General features: G+C 65.4%; 20 protein-coding genes. 14 read left to right on the forward strand and 6 right to left on the reverse strand.

What is annotated here, in order from left to right:
- Positions 1-89 precede the first annotated feature (89 nt).
- Positions 90-980 (forward strand): LysR substrate-binding domain-containing protein, encoded by an 891-nt coding sequence (locus TZ00_RS04235; protein WP_044440259.1) that lies wholly within the window; start codon positions 90-92, stop codon positions 978-980.
- Between the two features lie 13 nt (positions 981-993).
- On the opposite strand, the gene TZ00_RS04240 is transcribed toward TZ00_RS04235, so the two are convergent.
- Positions 994-1383, reverse strand: a complete 390-nt coding sequence (locus TZ00_RS04240) for a TraR/DksA family transcriptional regulator (protein WP_161793723.1) — start codon at positions 1381-1383, stop codon at positions 994-996.
- A gap of 150 nt (positions 1384-1533) precedes the next feature.
- Complete coding sequence (locus TZ00_RS04245; RefSeq protein WP_044439587.1) at positions 1534-2961, reverse strand: aminopeptidase P family protein; 1428 nt, start codon at positions 2959-2961, stop codon at positions 1534-1536.
- A 183-nt stretch (positions 2962-3144) separates the two neighbouring features.
- On the opposite strand from TZ00_RS04245, the gene TZ00_RS04250 reads away from it, so the two are divergent.
- Complete coding sequence (locus tag TZ00_RS04250; protein WP_202965820.1) at positions 3145-3531, forward strand: avidin-fold protein; 387 nt, start codon at positions 3145-3147, stop codon at positions 3529-3531.
- Here TZ00_RS04250 and TZ00_RS04255 read toward each other — a convergent pair.
- A complete protein-coding gene (locus TZ00_RS04255) occupies positions 3503-4246 on the reverse strand; it encodes a winged helix-turn-helix transcriptional regulator (RefSeq protein WP_078714728.1) in 744 nt (247 codons plus the stop codon). The two genes, TZ00_RS04250 and TZ00_RS04255, sit on opposite strands and share 29 nt — an antisense overlap.
- Before the next feature lie 88 nt (positions 4247-4334).
- Between TZ00_RS04255 and TZ00_RS04260 the strand changes: the two genes are divergently transcribed.
- Genes TZ00_RS04260 through TZ00_RS04280 form a run of 5 tightly spaced genes read left to right on the forward strand, consistent with a single transcriptional unit; the run spans position 4335 to position 9528 of the window.
- A complete protein-coding gene (locus tag TZ00_RS04260) occupies positions 4335-5909 on the forward strand; it encodes an ABC transporter substrate-binding protein (protein ID WP_044439589.1) in 1575 nt (524 codons plus the stop codon).
- Positions 5893-6975 carry an ABC transporter permease gene (locus TZ00_RS04265; protein ID WP_238579577.1) on the forward strand — a complete coding sequence of 361 codons (1083 nt, stop codon included), beginning with the start codon at positions 5893-5895 and terminating at the stop codon, positions 6973-6975. Before TZ00_RS04260 ends, TZ00_RS04265 begins: the two co-directional genes overlap by 17 nt.
- Entirely contained in the window at positions 6972-7880 is a 909-nt protein-coding gene (locus TZ00_RS04270; RefSeq protein ID WP_044439591.1) for an ABC transporter permease, read from the forward strand. The genes TZ00_RS04265 and TZ00_RS04270 overlap by 4 nt, the downstream gene beginning before the upstream one ends.
- On the forward strand, positions 7877-8752 hold the full coding sequence (locus TZ00_RS04275; RefSeq protein ID WP_238579578.1) for an ABC transporter ATP-binding protein: 876 nt from the start codon (positions 7877-7879) through the stop codon (positions 8750-8752). Before TZ00_RS04270 ends, TZ00_RS04275 begins: the two co-directional genes overlap by 4 nt.
- The gene (locus tag TZ00_RS04280; protein WP_044439593.1) at positions 8749-9528 is read left to right on the forward strand and encodes an ABC transporter ATP-binding protein; all 780 of its coding nucleotides are present in this window, start codon (positions 8749-8751) and stop codon (positions 9526-9528) included. Before TZ00_RS04275 ends, TZ00_RS04280 begins: the two co-directional genes overlap by 4 nt.
- 249 nt (positions 9529-9777) lie before the next feature.
- Here the strand turns inward: TZ00_RS04280 and TZ00_RS04285 are convergent, their stop codons facing one another.
- Together TZ00_RS04285 and TZ00_RS04290 are read right to left on the reverse strand one after the other, a co-directional pair.
- Positions 9778-10545, reverse strand: a complete 768-nt coding sequence (locus TZ00_RS04285) for a hypothetical protein (protein WP_152631080.1) — start codon at positions 10543-10545, stop codon at positions 9778-9780.
- The gene (locus tag TZ00_RS04290; RefSeq protein WP_161793725.1) at positions 10542-10910 is read right to left on the reverse strand and encodes a PadR family transcriptional regulator; all 369 of its coding nucleotides are present in this window, start codon (positions 10908-10910) and stop codon (positions 10542-10544) included. The genes TZ00_RS04285 and TZ00_RS04290 overlap by 4 nt, the downstream gene beginning before the upstream one ends.
- A 147-nt stretch (positions 10911-11057) precedes the next feature.
- Here TZ00_RS04290 and TZ00_RS04295 point away from each other — a divergent pair, with 147 nt between their 5' ends.
- The 7 genes from TZ00_RS04295 (at position 11058) to yicI (ending at position 19689) form a co-directional block, all read left to right on the forward strand.
- Positions 11058-12113, forward strand: coding sequence for a hypothetical protein (locus TZ00_RS04295; RefSeq protein ID WP_044439599.1), 1056 nt, complete (start codon positions 11058-11060; stop codon positions 12111-12113).
- A complete protein-coding gene (locus tag TZ00_RS04300) occupies positions 12110-12475 on the forward strand; it encodes a GntR family transcriptional regulator (RefSeq protein ID WP_044439600.1) in 366 nt (121 codons plus the stop codon). The genes TZ00_RS04295 and TZ00_RS04300 overlap by 4 nt, the downstream gene beginning before the upstream one ends.
- Positions 12476-12981: 506 nt before the next feature.
- On the forward strand, positions 12982-14007 hold the full coding sequence (locus TZ00_RS04305; RefSeq protein WP_044439602.1) for a LacI family DNA-binding transcriptional regulator: 1026 nt from the start codon (positions 12982-12984) through the stop codon (positions 14005-14007).
- Between the two features lie 139 nt (positions 14008-14146).
- A complete protein-coding gene (locus TZ00_RS04310; RefSeq protein WP_152631081.1) occupies positions 14147-15442 on the forward strand; it encodes an ABC transporter substrate-binding protein in 1296 nt (431 codons plus the stop codon).
- 102 nt (positions 15443-15544) lie between these two features.
- Positions 15545-16510, forward strand: coding sequence for a carbohydrate ABC transporter permease (locus TZ00_RS04315; protein WP_044439606.1), 966 nt, complete (start codon positions 15545-15547; stop codon positions 16508-16510).
- Positions 16510-17403 (forward strand): carbohydrate ABC transporter permease, encoded by an 894-nt coding sequence (locus TZ00_RS04320; RefSeq protein ID WP_044439608.1) that lies wholly within the window; start codon positions 16510-16512, stop codon positions 17401-17403. The genes TZ00_RS04315 and TZ00_RS04320 overlap by 1 nt, the downstream gene beginning before the upstream one ends.
- An 18-nt stretch (positions 17404-17421) precedes the next feature.
- Positions 17422-19689, forward strand: coding sequence for an alpha-xylosidase (yicI, locus tag TZ00_RS04325; RefSeq protein WP_044439610.1), 2268 nt, complete (start codon positions 17422-17424; stop codon positions 19687-19689).
- A gap of 345 nt (positions 19690-20034) precedes the next feature.
- Here yicI and TZ00_RS04330 read toward each other — a convergent pair whose 3' ends face one another.
- Entirely contained in the window at positions 20035-21483 is a 1449-nt protein-coding gene (locus TZ00_RS04330; RefSeq protein ID WP_044439611.1) for a cation:dicarboxylate symporter family transporter, read from the reverse strand.
- Positions 21484-21492 lie beyond the last annotated feature (9 nt).

The following is a 21492-nucleotide window of genomic DNA, read 5'->3' on the forward strand; positions in this document are numbered from 1 at the left end:
GGTTCAGTATGAGATCACAATCACATTAGATAAAGTGATCGTTTGTAACCAATAACCATTGGATTACCCGATGAATGAAAGACGAGACGATGCTCGATGCCCGGCGCCTGCGCATCCTGCGTGAACTCAAGATCCGCGGCACCCTCGCCGAGGTCGCCGTGGCCATGAATTTCAGCCCATCATCGGTGTCGCAGCAGCTCGCCCTCCTGGAGAAAGAGACGGGTGTCGAACTGCTGCGCAAGGTCGGCCGGCGCGTGCAGCTCACCCCTCAGGCGGAGATTCTCGTGGCACAGACGGCGGCCATGCTCGAGATTCTCGAGAGCGCCGAGGCCACTCTCGCAGCATCGCTCACGTCGGTCAGCGGCACCGTGCGGGTCGCCGTTTTTCAATCCGCGGCCCTGGCGCTGATGCCGGATGCGCTGAGTCTTATGCGCTCCCGGTATCCCGAGGTGCGGGTAGAGATGGTGCAGCGCGAGCCCGAGACGGCGCTTTACGAGACCTGGGCCCGCGACTTCGACATGGTGGTCGCTGAGGAATATCCGGCGCACGCGGCGCCGCGGCATCCGGAACTCGACAAGAAGTGGCTCACGAGCGATGCCGTGTCTCTCGCCGTTCCTCCCACTGATCGGCAGATCCACGGCGTCGACTCGATCGAGGACGCGCACGACCTCCCCTGGGTCATGGAACCGGCGGGCGCCGCCTCACGGCACTGGGCCTTGCAGCGCTGCCGCATCGCCGGATTCGAGCCCGACGTACGCTACGAGACCGCCGATCTGCAGGCGCAGATTCGCCTGATTGAGTCAGGCAACGCCGTTGCGCTGATGCCTGAGCTCGTCTGGGCGGGACGCGAGACGAGCTGCCGGCTCATCGAGCTGGCAGGGGATGCGCGTCGTTCGATCTTCACGTCGGTGCGCGACAGCGGCGCGCACCACCCGGCGACGCTCGCGTTTCGCGAGGTGCTCGAAGAGGTGGCGAGCTGAACCTCTGGCCAGCTCAGCGCTCCGCGGCGCGGGCGCAGATGATGCAGAGCGTGGCCTCGGGTCGTGCCTCGAGGCGGGCGAACCCGATAGGCAGGCCGCAGCGCTCGCAGACGCTGTAGTTACCCGCCGTGATGCGGTCGAGTGCCGCGTCGACCGCCTCCGATGACGCCGCGAGCTCGCCGTGTACACCGTGGATGCGCGACCACTCGCTCGACAGCGTCGGGCCCTCGGGATCGTGCTCGTCATCGACCGACTCCGCGCCGCGCGCCTCGCGAACGTCGTGGAGCGTCTGCGCGAGCCCACCGAGCTCTGAGTCGATCTCGAGCCGACGCTCGCGCAACCGAGCCTCAAGAAGCCGCAGTTCGGCATCCGAGAGCGCTGGTTCGGAGGCTCTTGATTGCACAGTATTCATGCTCGCACGGCCGCGAGACGAGGTGACCCGTGGCCGCGTAAGGGTCGAGCGCGCCGACAGCGGGCGAGCGCGCCTCCGTGCACGGCGCGCTCGCCCGCTAAGTGCGCGCTCGGCGGTCAGTCTCCCGCAACGGATGCCCCGCTACTGCGTCAGCGAGCGCACCCACGCCTCGACGTCGTCGACCTCGACGGGCAGGGCGCCCGAGAGGTTCTCGTAGCCAGATTCCGTGATCAGGAGGTCGTCTTCGATGCGCGCGCCGATGCCGCGAAGCTCCTCGGGAAGCGTGAGGTCGTTGGCGTGAAAATAGATGCCTGGCTCGACCGTGAGCACCATGCCTGCGACGAGCGGCGTGCGCAGATAGAGCTCTTCGCTCGTCTTCGCGCAGTCGTGCACGTCGAGGCCGAGGTGGTGGCCGTTGCCGCAAATGGCATAACGGCGGTGGTACTGGCCCTCGGGGCTCAGCGCCTCCTCGAGCGTTCCGGGCAGGATGCCCCAGCTGTGCAGGCCGCGGGCGATCACGTCGTGCGCAGCCTCCTGAAAGTCGGAGAACAGCGCTCCCGGCCGCAGCACGCTCAGGGCGGCCGCCCGCGCCTCGAGCACGAGTTCGTACACCCGACGCTGGGCGGGCGAGAAGGTGCCGGATGCCGGGAAGACGCGCGTGACATCCGCCGTGTAGAGGGTGTCGACCTCGACGCCCGCGTCGAGCAGAACGAGGTGATCGGCACTCACCGGGCCGTCGCAGCGCGACCAGTGCAGAGTGGCCGCGTTCGCCCCGGATCCCATGACCGTGGTGTAACCGACACCGTTCGCGCCCTGGCGGGAGTGCCGCTCGAACGTGGCCTGCAGCCAGCGCTCGCCCCGGCCGGAGATTGCGGTCGGCAGCTCCGCGACGACGGCCGCGAAGCCCTCGACCGTGGCGTCGACCGCAGCGCGCAGCTGGCCGATCTCCCACTCGTCTTTCACGAGCTTGAGATCGGAGAGGACACGCTCGAGCGCGGGCGAGCTGGCGTCGATGCCGCTCTCGACCAGCGCGGGTTCGACCGCCCCGGCGCTGAGGACCGCGCCGTCGAGTGCGCGAAGATCGTCGGGGAGCGCGGCGAGCGAGCGCACCTCGATCTGCAGCGCGGTCGCCCAATCGTCGAGACCGGGAGCGGCGCCGACCCACAGCTCGCCGCGCAGCGCGTCGGTGTAGAAGGCCTCCTCACCCGCGTAGGCGGGTTCGGTGAGGTAGAGCACGGCGTCGTGGCCGGATGCCGTGGGCCGCATGACGACGACGGCCGCCTCCGCGACGCATCCGGTGAGCCAGGCGAAGTCGCTGTGCGGCCGGAAGCCGAACTCCGTGTCGTTGGAGCGAACTGCGCTGCGGCCGCTCGCGATGACGAGAGTGTCCGAGGGGAAGCGCTCCGAGAGCCGTGCGCGATGGGAGACTGCGGCCTCGGCGGCGCCGGGGGTGACCCGGGCCGTGCGATCGGGCTCCGCCCACCCGCTCGCCATGAACTCGCGGAACGTCTCGGAGGTGGGGAGCCGAGGCATCCGGGGGTCTCGCGGGGCCGGCGAAAGAGTAGTCATGACTGCAAAGTAGCCCGATCGACGAACACGTTTCAAGCTCGTTACGACGTAGTCAGCCGTTTGTCCTATGCGTGATGAGTAAAACGACTATTCGTCCACTGATGTCATGTGGCTGACATCTCGCGACGGACTTTCTGCACGGGAATTGACGAGCCGAGCCGCACTCCGCAACAGTGGGCGATCATGAGCACCCCCTCCGACGCATCCACTGCCGCAGCCCACAGCACCTTCGACGAGTCGATCGACGACACGGTGTTCGATATGGTCTCGTCGACGGCCAGCGCGGTCTCGACGACGTCGCCGTCACGCTTTCACTACCGTGAGGATCGTGGCGTCATCTGGGGTGAGTACACCGGCGACACGGTGTCGGTGGGGCGCTTCAGTGGCTACCGGGAACGCGACGTGCTGCACGTGTCATTCGTGCACCTGGGCGTCGACGGATCCACGACCGCGGGCTCGGCGACCTCAGTCGTCAGTCGCAACCTCGATGGTGTGCTCGAGCTGACCGAGGACTTCGTCGGACCCGACGGGGGAGACCATGTCAGCGTGTGCCGCGAGGTGCGCGCCTAGCATTCTGTGCGCTCTCGGCGCTCTTCGCCCGCTCGTCGCTTGTGCGCACGAACCGCGTCATTCCGTAGCGCTCGCCGGATTGCTGCAGTGTGTCGCTCTTCTCGGCTCCCATGCGCAGCGACACGTTCGACGCCATCTCGTCCATGATGAAGACGGTCACTGTCGCCTTGACCGAGGGCCACTGCGCCAGTCGCGTGGCGACGAGATCGTGGATGGCGGCGACTCCCGATCCGCGAACCAGCAGCATGGCGTCGTGCTCTCCGGTCATCACGGTGAACGACTCCAGTTCGTCGAGACTGGAGAGTCGACTGCGGAAATCGGACCACTGACTCTGTCGCACCGTCACGAACACCATGGCCGCCACGTTCAGGCCGACCGCGGTCGGATCGATGTCGGCGTGCACGCCGCGAATGACTCCGTTGCGCACCAGGGACTCGTAGCGCGTGTAGGCATTCGAGCGCGAGATGCCGAGTCGCTCCGACAGCGTCGCGATCGAGATGCGCCCGTTGTCTCTCAGCATTTCCAGCATGCGCACGTGTGTCTCATCAAGATCCACTTGCGACCCCCTGTTTTGTCCGTGTCTGCGCCTACAGAATCTCTTGTTTAGAGATGTTATGTCGAAATGCGAGGTGTTGTCATCAGTTTGTCCTGACATCGAACGTTCAGATTGACACTTGATCTGTGTGAGAAGTAATTTCAAGACAACATTCCACATCTGGTTGGTGCAGAATTCACCGAGACCGCACTGACCGCACTGTCACACTCGCCCAGCACCCTTCCTTACCCGATAGGAGACCACCCTCGTGTTGTCACCACTCCGCCGTATCGCAGGCATCGTCGGCATCGCCGTCGTCGCCACGCTCGGCATCACAGCCTGCAGCGCGGGCTCGAGCGACTCGAGCTCGTCCGGCGGCAAGTCCGTCGTCGTCGACTCGTCGTTCGACCTGAAGACGGCCGACCCCAACCGCGAATACGAGACGACCGGCTCGATCGTCGCCAAGGCCCTCTACGAGACCCTCCTCACCTTCAAGGGCGACGACGTCACGAAGCCGATCGACGGACTCGCGAGCTACGAGATGAACGCCGACAACACGGTGATGACCCTCACGATGGCCGACGGCCACGTCTTCTCCGATGGCACTCTGGTGACCGTCGACGACGCCGTCTTTTCGCTGCAGCGAGTACAGGGAATCAAGGGCAACCCCTCGTTCCTGCTCGAGGGAATCACCGTCGCGAAGACGAGCGACACCACGCTCACGCTCACTTCGGCCACGCCCAACCCGGCGCTTCCGTACATCCTTCCGAACCCGGCTCTCAGCGTCGTGAACAAGAAGGTCGTCGAAGAAAACGGCGGAACCGCGACCGACGCCGACGGTGCCGAGGCCTACCTGAACGGCGCATCCGCCGGCTCTGGCCCGTACATGCTCGAGTCGTTCGACGTGGCCTCGCAGGTGGTCTTCACCAAGAACCCGAAGTACACGGGCGACGCTCCCGCCTACGACCGCGTCGTTCTGCGCAACGTGCAAGGACCGACGCAGAAGCTCAACATCCAGGCCGGTGAGTCGCAGGTCGCCCTCGACCTCAACCCCGACCAGGTCGCGGAGCTCGGCGGATCCGACGTGACGGTTCTCTCGAGCCCCTCGCGCTACATGATCTTCCTGCTTCTGAACCAGGACCCGTCGGTCTCGGCGATCACCAGCAACCCCGACTTCCTCAAGGCGGTCAAGGCCGGCATCGACTACAACAAGATTGTCGACCTCGCCGGTGACGGATCTGTTCAGCCCGGTGGATTCATCCCCTCGCTGTTCGTCGGCGCGATCGACGCATCCGACGGCAACCAGCACGATGTCGCCGCCGCCAAGGCGTCGCTCGCCGCATCGGGCTACTCCGGTGAGGATGTCACGCTCAACTTCCCGAACGACATCACGGTGCAGGGTCTGTCGCTGCAGAGCGTCGCCGAGTCGGTTCAGGCCCAGCTGAAGGAGGTCGGCATCAACATCGTGCTGGCTCCTGCACCGGTCGCCACCGAGCTGGATGCCTACCGCAACGGCAAGGAGACCGTGGGTCTCTGGTACTGGGGTCCCGACTTCCCCGACCCGTCGAACTACCTCGCGTTCACGCCCGGCGAGCTCGTCGGCCTGCGCGCCGGTTGGGCTGCTGGTGCAGACCAGACGGTGACCGACCTGGCCGCCGCTGCCAAGGCTGCTGTCTCGACCGACGAGCGCCAGAGCGCCTACGCCGCGTTGCAGAAGGCGCAGAACGCGAGCGGCCCGTTCGTTCCGCTGCTGCAGCCGGCACAGAACGTGGTCACCTCGAAGAGCATCACCGCGGTCAGCCTGAACCCGGTCTGGACGATCGATCTTGCCGGAATCAAGTAACAGCGTCGCCGCGAAAGCGGAGAAGCGTAGCGCGCCGGCGGGCATCCCCCCGCTGGCGCGCTACCTCGCCATACGGCTGGGGGTGACGGCCCTGCTTATGCTGGGCGTCACCCTCGTCACCTTCATTCTCACCAACCTGGTGCCCGCCGACCCTGTGCAGGCGGCCCTCGGCGAGCAGGCGGCGGCGAACCCCGAGATCGTGGCGCAGTTCCGCGAGAACGCGGGCCTCGACAAGCCGCTGCCGGTGCAGTACTTCACGTATCTCGGCCATCTCTTCCAGGGCGACCTCGGTACCTCCACTCAGACCCGCACCTCCGTGGCGACGGAGCTGGGCAAGGCGTTTCCCGCCACCATCGAACTCGCGGTCGGCGCCATCCTGATCTCGGCCATCATCGGAATCGGCCTCGGACTCTGGGCTGCGCTGCGCCAGCGAACCTTCGTCGACCAGATCATCCGTGTCGTGAGCCTCATCGGGCTCTCGGTTCCGGCGTTCTGGATGGCCCTGCTCGTGTATTTCATCTTCTTCTTCCAGCTGCGGCTGTTCCCCGGGTCGGGGCGTCTCGACCCCGCGGCGATCGCGCCCCCGCACGTGACCGGCCTCTACACGGTCGACTCGTTGCTGGCCGGGCAGTGGGCCACATTCGGCGACGCCGTCTACCACCTCGTGCTGCCGGCATCCGTTCTCGCCCTCTACACGATCGGCCTGCTCACGCGCTTCTCGCGCTCGGCCATCCTCGAAGTGCTCGACGCCGACTACGTGCGCGGCGCCCGGGCCAAGGGGCTCACCGGTCGCACTGTTGTGCTCAAGTACGTGCTGCGCGGCGCCCTCGTGCCCATCATCACGGTGCTCGGCATCGCGTTCGGCTCGTTGCTCAGCGGAACCGTGCTGGTCGAGAAGGTCTACTCGTGGCACGGGCTCGGCGAATACGCCTTCTCCTCGGCCACCAAGCTCGACCTGCCCGCCATCATGGGCGTGGGCCTCGTCGTGGGCATCGTCTACATCGGCCTGAACTTCATCGTCGACATCGCATACGGCTTCATCGACCCGAGAGTGAGGGCCGCATGAGCCAGACAACCGCGCCCGCTTCGCAGGCCCAACCGGATGTTCTGGCTGTGGCTGCCCGACGCCGGCTCCGCTTCCCGGCGGCCCTGCGCAATCCGCTGGCCGTCACAGGAACAGCGATCATCGTCGTCTGGCTGGTGCTCGCCCTGCTCGCGCCGATGATCAGCCCCGCAGATCCCCTGGCGCAGAACTTCGACCGGCTCCAGCCTCCGAGCGCGGCGCACTGGTTCGGCACCGACCAGCTGGGCCGGGATGTGCTCGCGCGCGTTCTCGACGGCGCACGCGTGTCGATCATCCTGCCCCTGCTTCTCGTTGTGTCGTCGCTGTTGGTCGGAACGATCGCGGGCTCGATAGCCGGCTACTTCGGCAAGGTCGCCGACGAGGTCATCATGCGCATCGCCGACCTGGTCTTCGCGTTCCCCACGATCATCCTGGCGATGGTCATCGCCGCGTCGCTCGGCCCGAGCCTCACCAACGCCGTGATCGCCATGCTGATCGTGTCGTGGCCGGCCTACGCCCGCGTCACCCGATCGCTCGTGGTCGTGGCGTCGCGCTCCGAGTACGTGGTGGCCGGCCGCCTGCTCGGCAACAGCCCGTTCACCTCGCTCGGCAAAGACATCCTGCCCAACATCATCGCGCCGGTCGTCGTGCTCGCCACTCTCGATGTCGGCACGGCCATCCTGCTGCTCGCGGGCCTGTCCTTCCTGGGTCTCGGCGCCGTTCCGCCGACTCCCGACTGGGGCGCGATGGTCTCCGACGGCGTGCAGAACTTCTCGTCGTGGTGGATCTCGGTGTTCCCTGGCCTCGCCATCCTCACCGTCGTTCTCGCGTTCAACTTCCTCGGCGACGCGCTGCGAGACGGTCTCGACCCGCGCACTGCCGACGCTGTGAAGGGACGCGCACTGTGAGCACAATCCCTGAAGGTGCATCTTTTGTAGGCAAGCCCAAGGCATCCGGCGGTCTCAGCATTCGCGACCTGACGCTGTCGATCGGTCGCGGTTCCTCGGCCAAGAACATTCTTCGGGGCATCTCGTTGGATGTTCCGAGCGGCCAGATCACCGGCCTGGCCGGCGAATCCGGATCGGGTAAAACCATGACGGGCATGACCGTTCTCGGCCTGCAGCCCGCCCAGGCGAAGGTCACCGGAACGATCGAGTTCGACGGGCGCAATCTGCTCGAGCTGCCCACGAAGAAGCTCAACACCCTGCGCGGAAACGACATCGCGATGGTGTTCCAAGACCCGACGTCGAGCCTGCACCCCATGCTCTCGATCGGATCGCAGCTCACCGACCACCTGCGCCAGCACACCGGCATGTCGAAGCGCGAGGCACTCGAACGCGCGCGCGTGGTGCTCGAGCAGGTCAAGGTTCCCGACCCGGCCGGCGCGCTGAAGAAGTACCCGCACCAGTTCTCGGGCGGACAGCTGCAGAGAGTGGCCATCGCCTCGGCGATCATGTGCAGCCCCAGCGTGCTCATCGCCGACGAGCCCACCACGGCGCTCGACGTGACCGTACAGGCGGGAATTCTGCGGCTGCTGCGCGAACTCTGCGACGACCTCGGCCTCGCCATTCTTCTCGTGACCCACGACCTCGGAGTGATGAGCGCCCTCGCCGACACCATCGCGGTCATGCGACAGGGCGAGATCGTGGAGCACGGAGACCGGTTCCAGGTGATCACTGCGCCGCGCGACCCGTACACGAAGGCGCTGATCGACGCTCTGCCGCACGACGGCTCTGCCGGCTCGGCCCCGGATTCAGCCTCGACAGGAGATGCGTCATGACGTCGTTGCTCGAACTCGACAGTGTCAAGGTGAGCTATCGCGTGGCGGGCAAACCCCGGCTCGTGGCGGTGGATGACGTGAGCCTCTCGCTCGGCACCCGTCAGGTGCTCGGTCTCGTCGGCGAGTCGGGCTGCGGAAAGTCCACGCTCGCACGAGCCATCTGCGGCCTCGAGGGCCTCGACAGCGGCTCGATCACGTTCGACGGCACGCCCGTGAAACGCCTCGGAATGCGCACCCGCGATCGCAAGCTGTTGCGCATCCAGATGGTCTTTCAGAACCCCTACGCCTCGCTGAACCCGCGACGCACGATCGGTAAGCAGATCGAAGACGGCCTGCGCGTCAACCCCGATCGCACGGCGTGGACGGTTCCCGATCTGCTCGCGCACGTCGAATTGGATGCGTCGGCCCGGTCGCGCTTCCCGCACCAGTTCTCGGGCGGGCAGCGCCAGCGCATCGCGATCGCCCGGGCGATCGCCTCGGGACCGGACCTGCTTGTCGGCGACGAGCCCATCGCATCCCTCGACGCGTCTCTGCAGGCGCGGGTCGCCGGGCTCATGCGCAACCTGGCGCTCGAGACCGGGGCATCGCTGCTGTTCATCAGCCACGATCTCTCGGTGGTGAGGGTCATCGCCGACGACGTGGCCGTGATGAGCAAGGGCAAGATCGTGGAGCGCGGCGACGTGAACGAGGTGTGGTCGAATCCGCAGCAGCCGTACACGCAGCAGCTGCTGTCGGCGATTCCGAAGGTCGACGGGCTGGGCATCCTGCCGGGTTGACCCCTGCCGTTCCCTGAGCCCCGCCGTTCCCTGAGCCTGTCGAAGGGCCGGTTCCGTGCCTCCCGTCGACTCGGCGCACAAGCGCCCAAACCGCCGGGGATGGGTGCATGTGCGCCGGCTCGATCACGATGCCCCGATCCACTCGGCGCAGATGCATGTTCCCGGGGTTCTGAGGGTGCATGTGCGGCGAGTGGATGCGCGGTCCCGTGGGTGCCCGGATCAAGTTCGTCTACCTGCTGCGGCGCGATACTAGTAAAGCGTCGAGGTTTCGTGAGCGGGGGTACATGCCTCTACTCGTATGCGTCGGTGAAGGGTGCGCAGCCTCACTGCGATCGTGGTGAAAACGGCGACGAGTAGATACGCGGGGATGAACAGAACGGCGAAAGCCAGGTAGTACGACGTCGCCGCGAACGGGGCGAGAGCCGATTGCATGACCTGGGTGAACGTCAGACTGATGTACATCGTGTTCTGGGCAACCGTGAGGCAGAGTGGCAGCGATAGTGCGGCGAAGGACACGGCCCCGAGGATGCGGCTGCTCGAGCGCAGCAGTGCCAGCAGCGCCAGAAGCAGGCCGAGGGTCACGGCGATCAGGCCCGTGAACGACGAAACTCCCCACGCGGTGGGAACGTTTGTCAGCACTCTGACCGTGGAGGCCAGGGTCAGGATGGCGACCGCAGCGCCCAGAGCCACCGCGACCGCGCTGAGTCGGGAGTATCGAGTCCGCAGTGCAGGCGAGGCCGCGGACAGCTGTCGGCGGTGCTCCTGCTGCAGTTGGCGTTCTCTCCAGAGCACATCGGCGCCCATTCCGGTGAGTGCTCGAGTCAGGATGCTCACTGTGGTGGCGCGGTTCGACTGTTCGGCTGCGACCGCGGCGGCGTTGTGCTCGAAGAGGTCTGATGCGATCTCGTCCGCGCGGTCCCGCGCTGCAGCCTCAGGCAGGCCTCGTGTGTAGAGAGCGACCCAGCGCAGCACCCAGACGGCCAGACCGGGGTTCAACAATCCAGGGCGGCCCTTCACGATGTGGCCAATCGGCCGGGCGCTGGGTTGAAAGCGGCTTTCGCGGCGAGCTTCTCGTTCGCGTGTGCCTGGAGCGCTCGAGCGCCCGCCGCCGTCACCTCGTAGAGTCGGCGCCGTGGGCGGCCATCACTCTCGGCCGTTTCCGGCGCCTCCCAGACGGCCACGAGCATCCCGCCCTCGACCAATCGGCCGAGGGTCTTGTAGAGGGTGCCGTGGGCGGTCAGCCCCCGGCTCTCGTCTGATCTCGCGATCGAGGCTGCAATCGTGTACCCGTAGGGGTCCGTCTCTGATGCGGACAGCTCGACGACTGCAGACAGGATCGAATACTCCATCGGCAGGATCACCCCCGCTTTGCGTCTAGGCATGCTCAAAGAATAGGAAGATAGCTTCCTTTTTGTCAACATCGGATTCCGTCTCGACTTCTTGTGCTTTCTATCCAGTACAAGTTTGTGCTACCTTGCCAGTACAAGTAGGCGGCCCGCACGGGCCTGCTCCCTGTCGCTGGAGGTCGAATGTTCCTGTCTCTGCTCATCACGATCAAGAACCTTATTCCGCCGCCGGAGATAGCGCTGACTCTGGGTGTCGTACTGTTCGCGCTGTCGTGGATTCGACCTCGACGGATCATCTCTCTGCCGCGAGCCGGTGCCCGCACGGTACTGCTCGCATGGGTCGGGATAGCGGGATCGCTGCTCGTCGTCGTCATCGCGACCATCGTGAGTGCCATCGCCGTCGCATCGTACGCACACCCGACATCCGGTTTCGATGGATGGTGGCGCCGCCCGGTCCCGCTCTTCATCGCGACCGTCGTGGTGGCCATCGCGGCGCTCGCCCTGCGCCGGATGCCGCTGCCCGCCCCGGGCGAGCGGGCGATCGCTCCTCGTCGACCGTGGCATTCCTTCGTGTCGAGGATGTTGCTCTGGATCTCGGGCATCGCGGCCGCTCTCCTGGCTGTCACGGCGCTCTGGCAGGGCGCCATCGGGGTGTCCGCACCCAAGGGTGCTCAATTTCTCGGAAATGTTCCCGTGCCGACCGACTTGCCTATTTTCATGACATTCAACAGCGGGTACGGCTTTGTCGCAGGCACGGGCTGGCCCAATTACCTGCCCACTCTCGTCGTCTTGGCTGTTGCCGCGGTGGTCTTCGTCGTCGCCCTGCGTACGGACGCCAATCGTCCGCTGTTTGCCCGGTCGTGGGCATCCAGTGTTCGTGCAGAGCGGGAGCTGACGGCTCGTGTGCTCACGTTCATCCTTCTGGGAGGCCTGATCACGACCCTGGGTGCGGTGTGGATGCACGCGGGGTCGATCGGACAGGGCATGATCGGGCTGACTGACGTGAGGCTGAATGAGGGGCTCGATGGGTCTGATCCGTCTGCGGAGCCCGTACTTATCGGGAGTGGCTACTATGCGATCGCCCGGCCCATGAACCTGATCGGCCACTTTCTGCAGGCGGCCGGCGTGGCATTTCTGCTGCGACTCGCGGTCGACACGGCTCGAGCCTTGGTCGCGTCGCGTCGCGTCGCTGCCGACACCTCGAACCGCGAGGCGACATCCACGGGCGTTCGCCGATGACCGGCACGACCCCGAGTTCCGCCGACGAGATCGCGGCGCTGTTCCGAGGGGCGATCCGCTCGGGCCGCCTCGGCGATGGCGAGCGCCTCCCCACCGTGCGCCAGACGGCAAAAGACTTCGACGTCGCTCAGGCAACAGCCGCGAAAGCCTATAAAGCCCTCGAGCACGAGGGTCTCGTCGTGACCCGCACCGCGGCAGGAACTCGCGTTGCACCCGGAGCATCACGAGCTCCGCAGGTGGTCATCGAACGTGCTCGGGCCCTTGCGGAGGCGGGTGAAGGCGCGGGGGTGCCTTTGGATGACGTTGTGGCCATTCTTCGCGCCGTCTGGATGGCGGACGATGCGGAGCCCGAGAGTCACTGAACGGTCGAGCGCCGGTATCGGATGGGCGCTGATGCGTGCCGTTCCCTGGGTTCCGCCGTTCCCCGCCGTTCCCTGAGTCTGTCGAAGGACCCGGCGGGTTGCGGCGACTCGGCTCACAAGCACCCAAAACGCCGCCGATGGGTGCATGTGCGCCGACTCGATCGGGCGGCGCGCATCCACCCGGCGCAGATGCACGTTCCCGGGGTCCTGAGAGTGCACTTGCGGCGAGTGGATGCGCGGTCGCGTGGATGCGAGGTCCCGTGGATGCGCGGAACAGTGCTGCTCCGGCCGGATGCGCCGAGCGCGGGTGTTCGGACGCGCCGCGGTGGCGCGGCCACCGCGCTCGGCGAGAACTCCCGCGTTGGAATCCGGGCTGCGACGCGATTTGTTGGGGGAGTCGGCAATATCTGTTGCGTCGAAGTGCTTCGCGTCGTACTCTGCTGAGAGCGCGTTCACAATCGAAGCGCTTAAACAGACCGCACCACCCCAGACACCGGAGTCTTCTGATGGCGACAATCAACGACGTGGCGCAGGCCGCGGGTGTGTCGATCTCCACGGTGTCTTACGCTCTGTCGGGCAAGCGCTCCATCGCTGCGTCCACGCGCCAGCGCATCATGCGCGCCATCGACGAGCTCGAGTACGAGCCAAACGCAGGGGCCCGGATGCTTGCGGGTGCCCGCACGAACATCCTCGCCCTGAGCGCGCCCCTCGGCCCCGACGGTCACCTGCCCACGCACATGCGATTCGTGACGAGCGTGGTCGAGGCGGCGCGGGCGCACGACTACGACGTGCTGTTGCTGGCGACCGACGACGAGGTGTCGGGCATCCGCCGTGCCGCATCGCGGTCGTTGATCGACGGTGTCGTTGTTATGGGCGTTGCCACCATCGACGAGCGTGTGCCCCTGGTGCGCCGCCTCGGTCTTCCGTCGGCCTTCATTGGAATCCCTCCGGGCGTCGACGATATGTCATGCATCGACCTCGACTTCGATCGGGCGGGGCGCGACGCGGTGGCCATGCTCGCCGACGCCGGTCACACCTCGATCGGTGTGATCGGACATCCGCACAGCTACGTCGACCGCGACACCAACTTCATCCGCCGCTTCACGCACGGATTCGATGAGGAGTGCCGGCAGCGCGGTGTGCGCACGGCGACCCAGTGGCCGGAGATCGGTCGAACGGGCGGGCAGCAGGCATACGATCTGCTGCGCGAACAGCTTCCCGACATGACCGCGCTCGTCTTTCACTGCAATGAGCCGATCGTCGAAGGGGCCCTTCGTCGTATCGCCGAGCTGGGGCTTTCGATTCCCGGTGATCTGTCGGTTCTCGCTGCCTGCGCCAGCTATGCGGCCGACGAACTCGAACCGCCGCTCAGCGCGATCCCCCTTCCTCTCGACGAGATGTGCCATTCGGCCGTCGAGAATGCCCTGGCCCTGGTCGATGCGCTCGGCGATCCGAAGGTCACGCTGATCGCTCCGACTTTCCTCGACCGCGGCTCCATCGCCGCTCCCGGCCCCGTCGCCAACCAGGCCTGATGTTCGATTCGAAGGGAGTTCTGCGCGCATTATCGAAGCGCTTCGACAGCTGTCGATAAGCGTACGCCCGACAGCACCACAGATCGTCGGCACCACCGCCGGAAGACCCGGCAACTCATCCCTACAAGGAGGTAGACACATGAAAATGAAACGCACACTCGCCGTGCTCGCCACGGTGGCCGCCGCGGGAGCACTGCTCTCCGGCTGCTCGACTGCGGCCCCGGCCGAAGACGGAAAGACCCTGAAGCTCTGGCATTTCGAGAGCGAAGACAGCGCGATGGGAATCGCGTGGAACCAGGCCATCAAGACGTTCGAGGAGGAGACCGGCGCGAAGGTCGAGTTCGAGGCGAAGAGCTTCGAGCAGATCCGCTCGACGTCGAGCCAGGTGCTCAACTCCAATGAGGCCCCCGACATCCTCGAATACAACAAGGGCAACGCCACCGCGGGACTTCTCGCGAGCCAGGGTCTGCTCTCGCCGCTCGATGACGCCGTGAAACAGTACGGCTGGGCAGACAAGCTGGCGCCGTCGCTGCAGACGACAGCCAAGTACGACGACAAGGGCGTGATGGGCTCGGGCTCCTGGTACGGAATCCCGAACTACGGCGAGTACGTCGAGGTCTACTACAACAAGGACATGTTCGCGAAGTACGGCATCGCCGTTCCAACGACCTATGACGAGTTCGAGGTGGCCCTGCAAAAGTTCACCGACAACGGCGTCACCCCGCTGGCCGAGGCCGGAGCCGAGTATCCGATCGGGCAGCTCTGGTACCAGCTGGCGCTCTCGAAGGGTGACAGGTCGTTCGTCGACGACTACCAGCTCTACAAGAACCCGGTCGACTGGCAGGGAACCGAGCTCAGCTACGCCAGCGACAAGCTCAAGGAATACGTCGACAAGGGGTACATCTCGAAAGACGTGACGGGCCTGAAGGCCGAAGACATGGGAACGTCGTTCATCTCGGGCAAGTACCCGATCATGGTCTCGGGCTCCTGGTGGTACGGCCGCATAATCAAGGAAGCGACCAGCTTCGACTGGGGAACCTTCCTCTTCCCCGGATCGGAGATGGCTCCTGGATCGAGCGGAAACCTCTGGGTGGTTCCCGAGAATGCCGCCAACAAAGACTTGGCGTACAAGTTCATCGACATCACCATGCGCCCCGAGATTCAGGCTCTCATCGGCAACAACGGTGGCGTTCCCGTCGCGGCGAACACCGCAGACATCACCGACCCGAAGAGCCAGGAATTGATTGCCAACTTCAACACGCTCACGGAGCGAGACGGACTGGCCTTCTACCCTGATTGGCCCACCTCGACGTTCTACGACCAGATCGTGGCGGCGACGCAGGAGCTGATCAACGGATCGACTACCCCCGAAGAGATGAACACGCAGCTCGGCGACGAGTACGAATCTGGCGTGGCGGACATCACCGGCAAGTAGCCCCTTCCCCTCCCTTCGACGGGCTCAGGGACCGCTCGTTCCCTGAGCCCATCGAAGGGCCCCCTCCAAGAACTCCCTCAGACCGCACGAAAGGGACTTTCCATGGCAACGCTGCCACCCGCCTCCGTCATTGCACGGAGCCGCCGAGCACCGGAGATGAGCCTGCTCCCCGGCGTGCGCAAAAGAGGCTTCTGGCTCTACTTGATTCCCGGCCTCGTGCTGTTCACGATCATCGTGCTCGTTCCCCTCATCTGGAACATCTACCTCAGCTTCACGTCGTATCGCGGCATCCGTCCGCCCGAGTGGATCGGCCTCGATAACTGGGCCAAGCTCATGGGCGACGACAAGTTCTGGGTTTCGTTCCAGAACAGCGTCGCGATGATCATCGCGATGGTGGTCGTGCCGACACTGCTCGGCCTGGTGCTTGCTGCGCTGCTCTTCGATCTCGTGGGCAAGAAGTTCGGCGGCAAGTTCGCCAGCTTTCTGCGCGCCACCTACTACCTTCCACAGATTCTGCCCGTCGCCATCGCCGCCATCGTGATCGGCTGGATCCTGCGGCCCGAGAACGGGGCGCTGAACACGGTTCTGGATGCCATCGGCCTCGGAGCTCTGCAGCACAATTGGCTGGGCAGCCCCGACACCGCACTTCTCAGCGTGATGGTCGTGATGGTCTGGGTGCAGATCGGCTACCCGGTCGTGATCTTTATGGCGGCCCTGCAACGGGTCGACCCGGAGCTGTACGAGGCCGCCGAGCTCGACGGCGCCAATTGGTTTCAGCGCTTCACGTCGATCACGGTGAGCATCATCCGGCCCGAGATCTACGTGGTCGTGCTCACCGCCACGATCGCGGCCCTCAAGGTCTTCGGGCCGATCTACGCGCTCACTCGCGGCGGGCCGGGAGACTCCACGATCGTGCCGAGCTACTACTCGTACAGCGAGTTCTTCCAGAGTCAGCAGGTGGGCTACGGGGCGACGATCGCCACTGCATTGACCGTCGTGATCGTTGCTCTGACGATCATCTTCATCCTTGCCCAGAACCGCGCAGAACGTCTGGAGAACGAACGCTGATGACTGCCACACTGCAACGCCCTTCGACGGGAGCAGGGAACGCCGTGCTCAAGCCGCACCGGCAGAAGCCGCGACGGACCGTCGGTGACTGGATTCTGCTGATCGCCGTCATCCTCGTCGCCGCCCTGATCGCCGTGCCGTTTCTCATCATTCTGGTGAACTCGTTCAAATCGCCGTCCGACTACGCCAACGGCGGCCCGCTCAGTCTGCCCTCGAACATCTACCTCGACGGCATCGTCAACTTCTGGCAGCGGGTGAACTTTCCGGAGAAGCTCTGGAACAGCTTCTTCATCAGCGGAACGGTCGCCGTTTTCGCGGTGATCGTCTCGGTCTTCAACGCCTACGCCATCGGAATCGGCCGGGTGAAGGGTCGTGTCTGGGTGCTGGTGCTGTTCATGATCGCCAACACCCTGCCGCAGGAGGCGATGCTCTACCCCCTGTACTTCATGTTCAAACAGGTGGGCCTCTACGACAACGTGTGGAGCGTGATCATCATCTTCACCGTGGTGCAGAGCGCCTTCGGCACATATCTGCTGTCGGCCGTCTTCGGCACCTTCCCGAAGGAGATCATCGAGGCTGCCTCGCTCGACGGCGCAACCCGCTGGCAGATCCTTCTGCGGGTCATCGTTCCGATCAGCCGGCCGACCCTCTCGGTGCTGCTCATCTTCTTCTTCATCTGGACCTGGAACGAGTTCCTCATTCCCCTCACGTTCCTGGTCTCGAACGCCAACCAGACGGTTCCCGTCGCGATCACCGCCCTGCAGGGAGACAGGCTCATGGATGTGACGACCACGAGTGCCTCCGCACTGCTCGGCCTCATCCCGACGCTCATCTTCTTCCTCATCTTCCAACGAACGCTGACCCGCGGCATTACCGTCGGCTCGACCAAGTAATTCCTAGTAAGGGCACACATGAAATTCACCGACGGTTTCTGGCAGGTACGGCCGGGAGTCACCCCGCTCTACGCGCAGGAGGCCTACGACATCTGGCCTGAGGGCGAGAACGGTCTCGTTGTGACAGCGCCGACCATGGCCATCGAGAAGCGGGGCGATGTACTGAACCGCCCCGTGCTCACCGTGGCGCTATCGTCACCGCTTCCGAACATCATCGGCGTCAAGGTCTCGCACTTCACCGGTGGTCGCGACGAGCGCGGCTTCGATCTCGTCGGCGCCGAAGAAGGGCACGGCATCGTCTCGATCACCGACCAAAGCGGTGTGCTCACGTCGGGCGAACTGAGCGTCACGGCGCGGAGAGGCGCGCCCTACGGTCTCGTCTTCGAGGCTGCAGGTCGGGTGCTGACAACGGCGGGCGCCAAGTCGACCGCGCACATGCAGGTGCGACCGGATGCGCAGCTCGACGGCGCCCCGGTCGGCAATGCGCGCGGCGGCACGGCCCGCGCGTTCGCGCCGAACTACACGCTTCAGCAGCTGTCGCTGGGAGTCGGCGAACTGGTCTACGGGCTCGGAGAGCGCTTCGGCCCGCTCGTGAAGAACGGCCAGACCGTCGACATCTGGAACGCGGACGGCGGAACCTCCAGCGAACAGGCCTACAAGAACGTTCCGTTCTATCTCACCAACCGAGGCTACGGCGTGCTGGTCAACCACCCCGGGCACGTGTCGTTCGAGATCGGTTCCGAGTCCGTCGAGCGCGTGCAATTCTCTGTCTCCGGCGAGAGTCTCGAGTACTTCATCATCTACGGTCAGACGCCCACCGACATCCTCGAGCGGTACACGGCGTTGACCGGCCGGCCGGCCCACGTGCCGGCCTGGTCGTTCGGGTTGTGGCTCTCGACGTCGTTCACGACCTCGTACGACGAGGAAACGGTCTCGTCGTTCATCGACCAGATGGCCGCGCGCGATCTTCCCGTGAGTGTCTTCCATTTCGATTGCTTCTGGATGCGTGAGTTCAACTGGTGCGACTTCGAATGGGATCCGCGGGTGTTCCCCGACCCTGACGGCATGCTGGAGCGACTGCACAACAAAGGCCTGCGCATGTCTGTGTGGATCAATCCGTATATCGCGCAGCGTTCTCCGCTCTTCGCCGAAGCGAAGGAGGCCGGCTTCCTTGTGAAGCGCCCCGACGGATCGGTCTGGCAGTGGGACCTATGGCAAGCGGGCATGGGACTCGTCGACTTCACGAACCCCGGCGCGACAGAGTGGTTCAAAGAGAAGCTGCGCGTGCTGCTGCGTCAGGGAGTCGATGCATTCAAGACCGACTTCGGCGAGCGCATCCCGCTCGAGGTCGACTACTTCGACGGCTCGAGCCCGGAGCGCATGCACAATTACTACGCGCAGCTCTACAACAAGGCCGTGTTCGAGGTGCTCGAAGAGGAGCGTGGTGTGGGGGATGCCGTGCTGTTCGCGCGCTCGGCGACGGTCGGCGGGCAGAGCCTTCCGGTGCACTGGGGCGGTGACTCCACGTCGAGCTACGAGTCGATGGCCGAGACGTTGCGCGGTGGGCTTTCGCTGGCGTTCAGCGGGTTCGGGTTCTGGAGCCACGACATCGGAGGCTTCGAAGGAACACCGGATGCCGGTGTCTTCAAACGCTGGACCGCGTTCGGCCTGCTGTCGAGTCACAGCCGTTTCCACGGCTCGAACTCGCATCGGGTGCCGTGGGCATTCGATGAGGAGGCTGTCGAAGTCACTCGGTTCTTCACGAAGCTGAAGCTCCAGCTGATGCCGTATCTCTACGCGGCGGGGCTCGAGGCCGGTCGGCGGGGAACGCCGATCCTGCGCCCGATGGCGCTGGAGTTCCCCGAGGACAGGGGCGCCGCCTACCTCGACACCCAGTACATGCTCGGGCACGATCTGCTGGTGGCGCCCGTGTTCTCGGAATCCGGCGAGGTCGAGTTCTATCTGCCCGCCGGTCGCTGGACGAACTACTTCACCGGCGAGGTGGTACAGGGCGGCGGCTGGCGCACCGAGCGGCACGGCTTTATGTCGCTGCCCCTCTATGTTCGCGAGTCAGCCGTGCTGCCGATCGGTGCACGCACAGACCGCCCCGACTACGACTACCTCGACGGCCTCGAGCTGCGGGTGTACCCGGGGGCAGACGGCGAGACCTCGCTCACGGTCACGAACCCGGACGGCCGCGACGCGACCTTCACGGTGACGCGCTCATCGGGCACGGCCACGGTGGCGACGGACTCTGCGGTCGAGGTCACCACCACGGTGCTCTGACCCGCCCGGCGCGCCGAACGCGGGTGTTCGCGCCCGGCGCGGTGGCGTGGCCACCGCGTCTCGCGAGAACACCCGCGCTGGGCGTGCACGCCAGGCCCGGCGCGCCGACTCGATCAGAGGCGTTCAACCGACTCGGCGCAGAAGCACCTTCCCGGGCCGCGGAGGGTGCTTCTGCGCCGAGTGGGTGCGCGTTCGAGTGGATGCGCGCCCCGGTGGCCCCCCCCGTGGATGCGAGGCCGCCCGGGAGCGGCGCAGCCCCGGCGCGCCGAACGCGGGTGTTCTCGCGCAGGGCGGTGGCGTGGCCACCGCGCCGCGCGAGAACACCCGCGCTGGGCACATCCGGCGTCAGGGGCGCGGCGCCGCCTTCGTGGGCTCGACTCCCGTGAGGGCGTGCAGTGAGGCGGTCGACGGGACCGCCGGGTCGACGTTCGACGCCGTCGAAGGCTCGGCCGGGGCGTCCGACGTGTGCGCATCCGGGTTCATGCTCTTCTCGTCGAACGGGTCGTTGCCGCCCAGGACGTTACGCACCTGACCTTTGTCGACCTCGCCGGTCCACGTGCCGACCAGGAGCGTCGCCACAGCGTTGCCGGTGAAGTTCGTCACGGCGCGGGCCTCCGACATAAAGCGGTCGATACCCACGATCACGCCCACGCCGTCGACCAGGTCGGGTCGGAACGACTGCAGCCCGCCCGCGAGGGTCGCGAGCCCGGCGCCGGTGACTCCGGCGGCTCCCTTCGAGGCGATCATCATAAACAGCAGCAGGCCGATCTGCTCGCCGATCGACATGGGGGTTCCCATGGCGCTGGCGATGAAGAGCGAGGCCATCGTCAGGTAGATGGCCGTGCCGTCGAGGTTGAACGAGTAACCGGTGGGAACCGTGATGCCGACGACGGGCTTCGAGACTCCGAGGTGCTCCATCTTGGCGATGAGGCGGGGCAGTGCGGCCTCCGACGACGAGGTGCCGACGATGAGCAGGTACTCGCGGGCCAGGTACTTCATGAGCGAGAAGATGTTCACGCCGGTGACGAGCTTCAGCAGCGTTCCGAGCACAACGATCACGAAGATCGCGCAGGTCACGTAGAAGCCGATCATCAGCGTGGCCAGTGCCACGACGGCACCCCATCCGGTCGAGCCGACCACACCCGCGATGGCGCCGAACGCACCGAGCGGGGCCACCCAGAGAACCATCGACAGAATGCGGAAGATCAGCGCCTGCAGCGACTTGATCGCGCCGAGGATCGGGGCGCCCTTGTCGCCCATCTTCTGCAGGGCGAAGCCCACGAGCAGCGCCACGAAGAGGGTCTGCAGGATGCTGCCATCGACGAGCGACGAGAACAGCGACACGGGAATGATGCCGAGGAAGAAGTCCTGCGTCGACTCCGCCACGATATTGCTGGTGTCGTAGGTCGACGCCGAGATGTCGAGGCCCTCTCCCGGATGCAGCAGATTGCCCACCACGAGGCCGATCGCCAGGGCGAACGTCGACATCACGATGAAGTAGCCGAGCGCCAGACCGCCGACCTTGCCGACTGTCGCCGCCTTCGCGATGGATCCGACGCCGATCACGATCGTGCAGAAGATGATCGGGGCGATCATCATCTTGATCAGGCCCACGAAGGCGGTGCCGATCGGGGCCAGGGTCTTCGCGAATTCGGGAACAACGAGTCCGACGACGATGCCCGCGACCACAGCGATGATCACCGCGATGTAGAGGTAGTGGTTCTTGTCGAGCTTCTTGCGAGCCTTTCGACCCGCCGGTGCCGATGAGGATGATCGTGCAGATGAGGTGCTCATGGAATGCCT

The sequence above is a fragment of the Agreia bicolorata genome (assembly GCF_000938265.1).
Taxonomy (GTDB): domain Bacteria; phylum Actinomycetota; class Actinomycetes; order Actinomycetales; family Microbacteriaceae; genus Agreia; species Agreia bicolorata.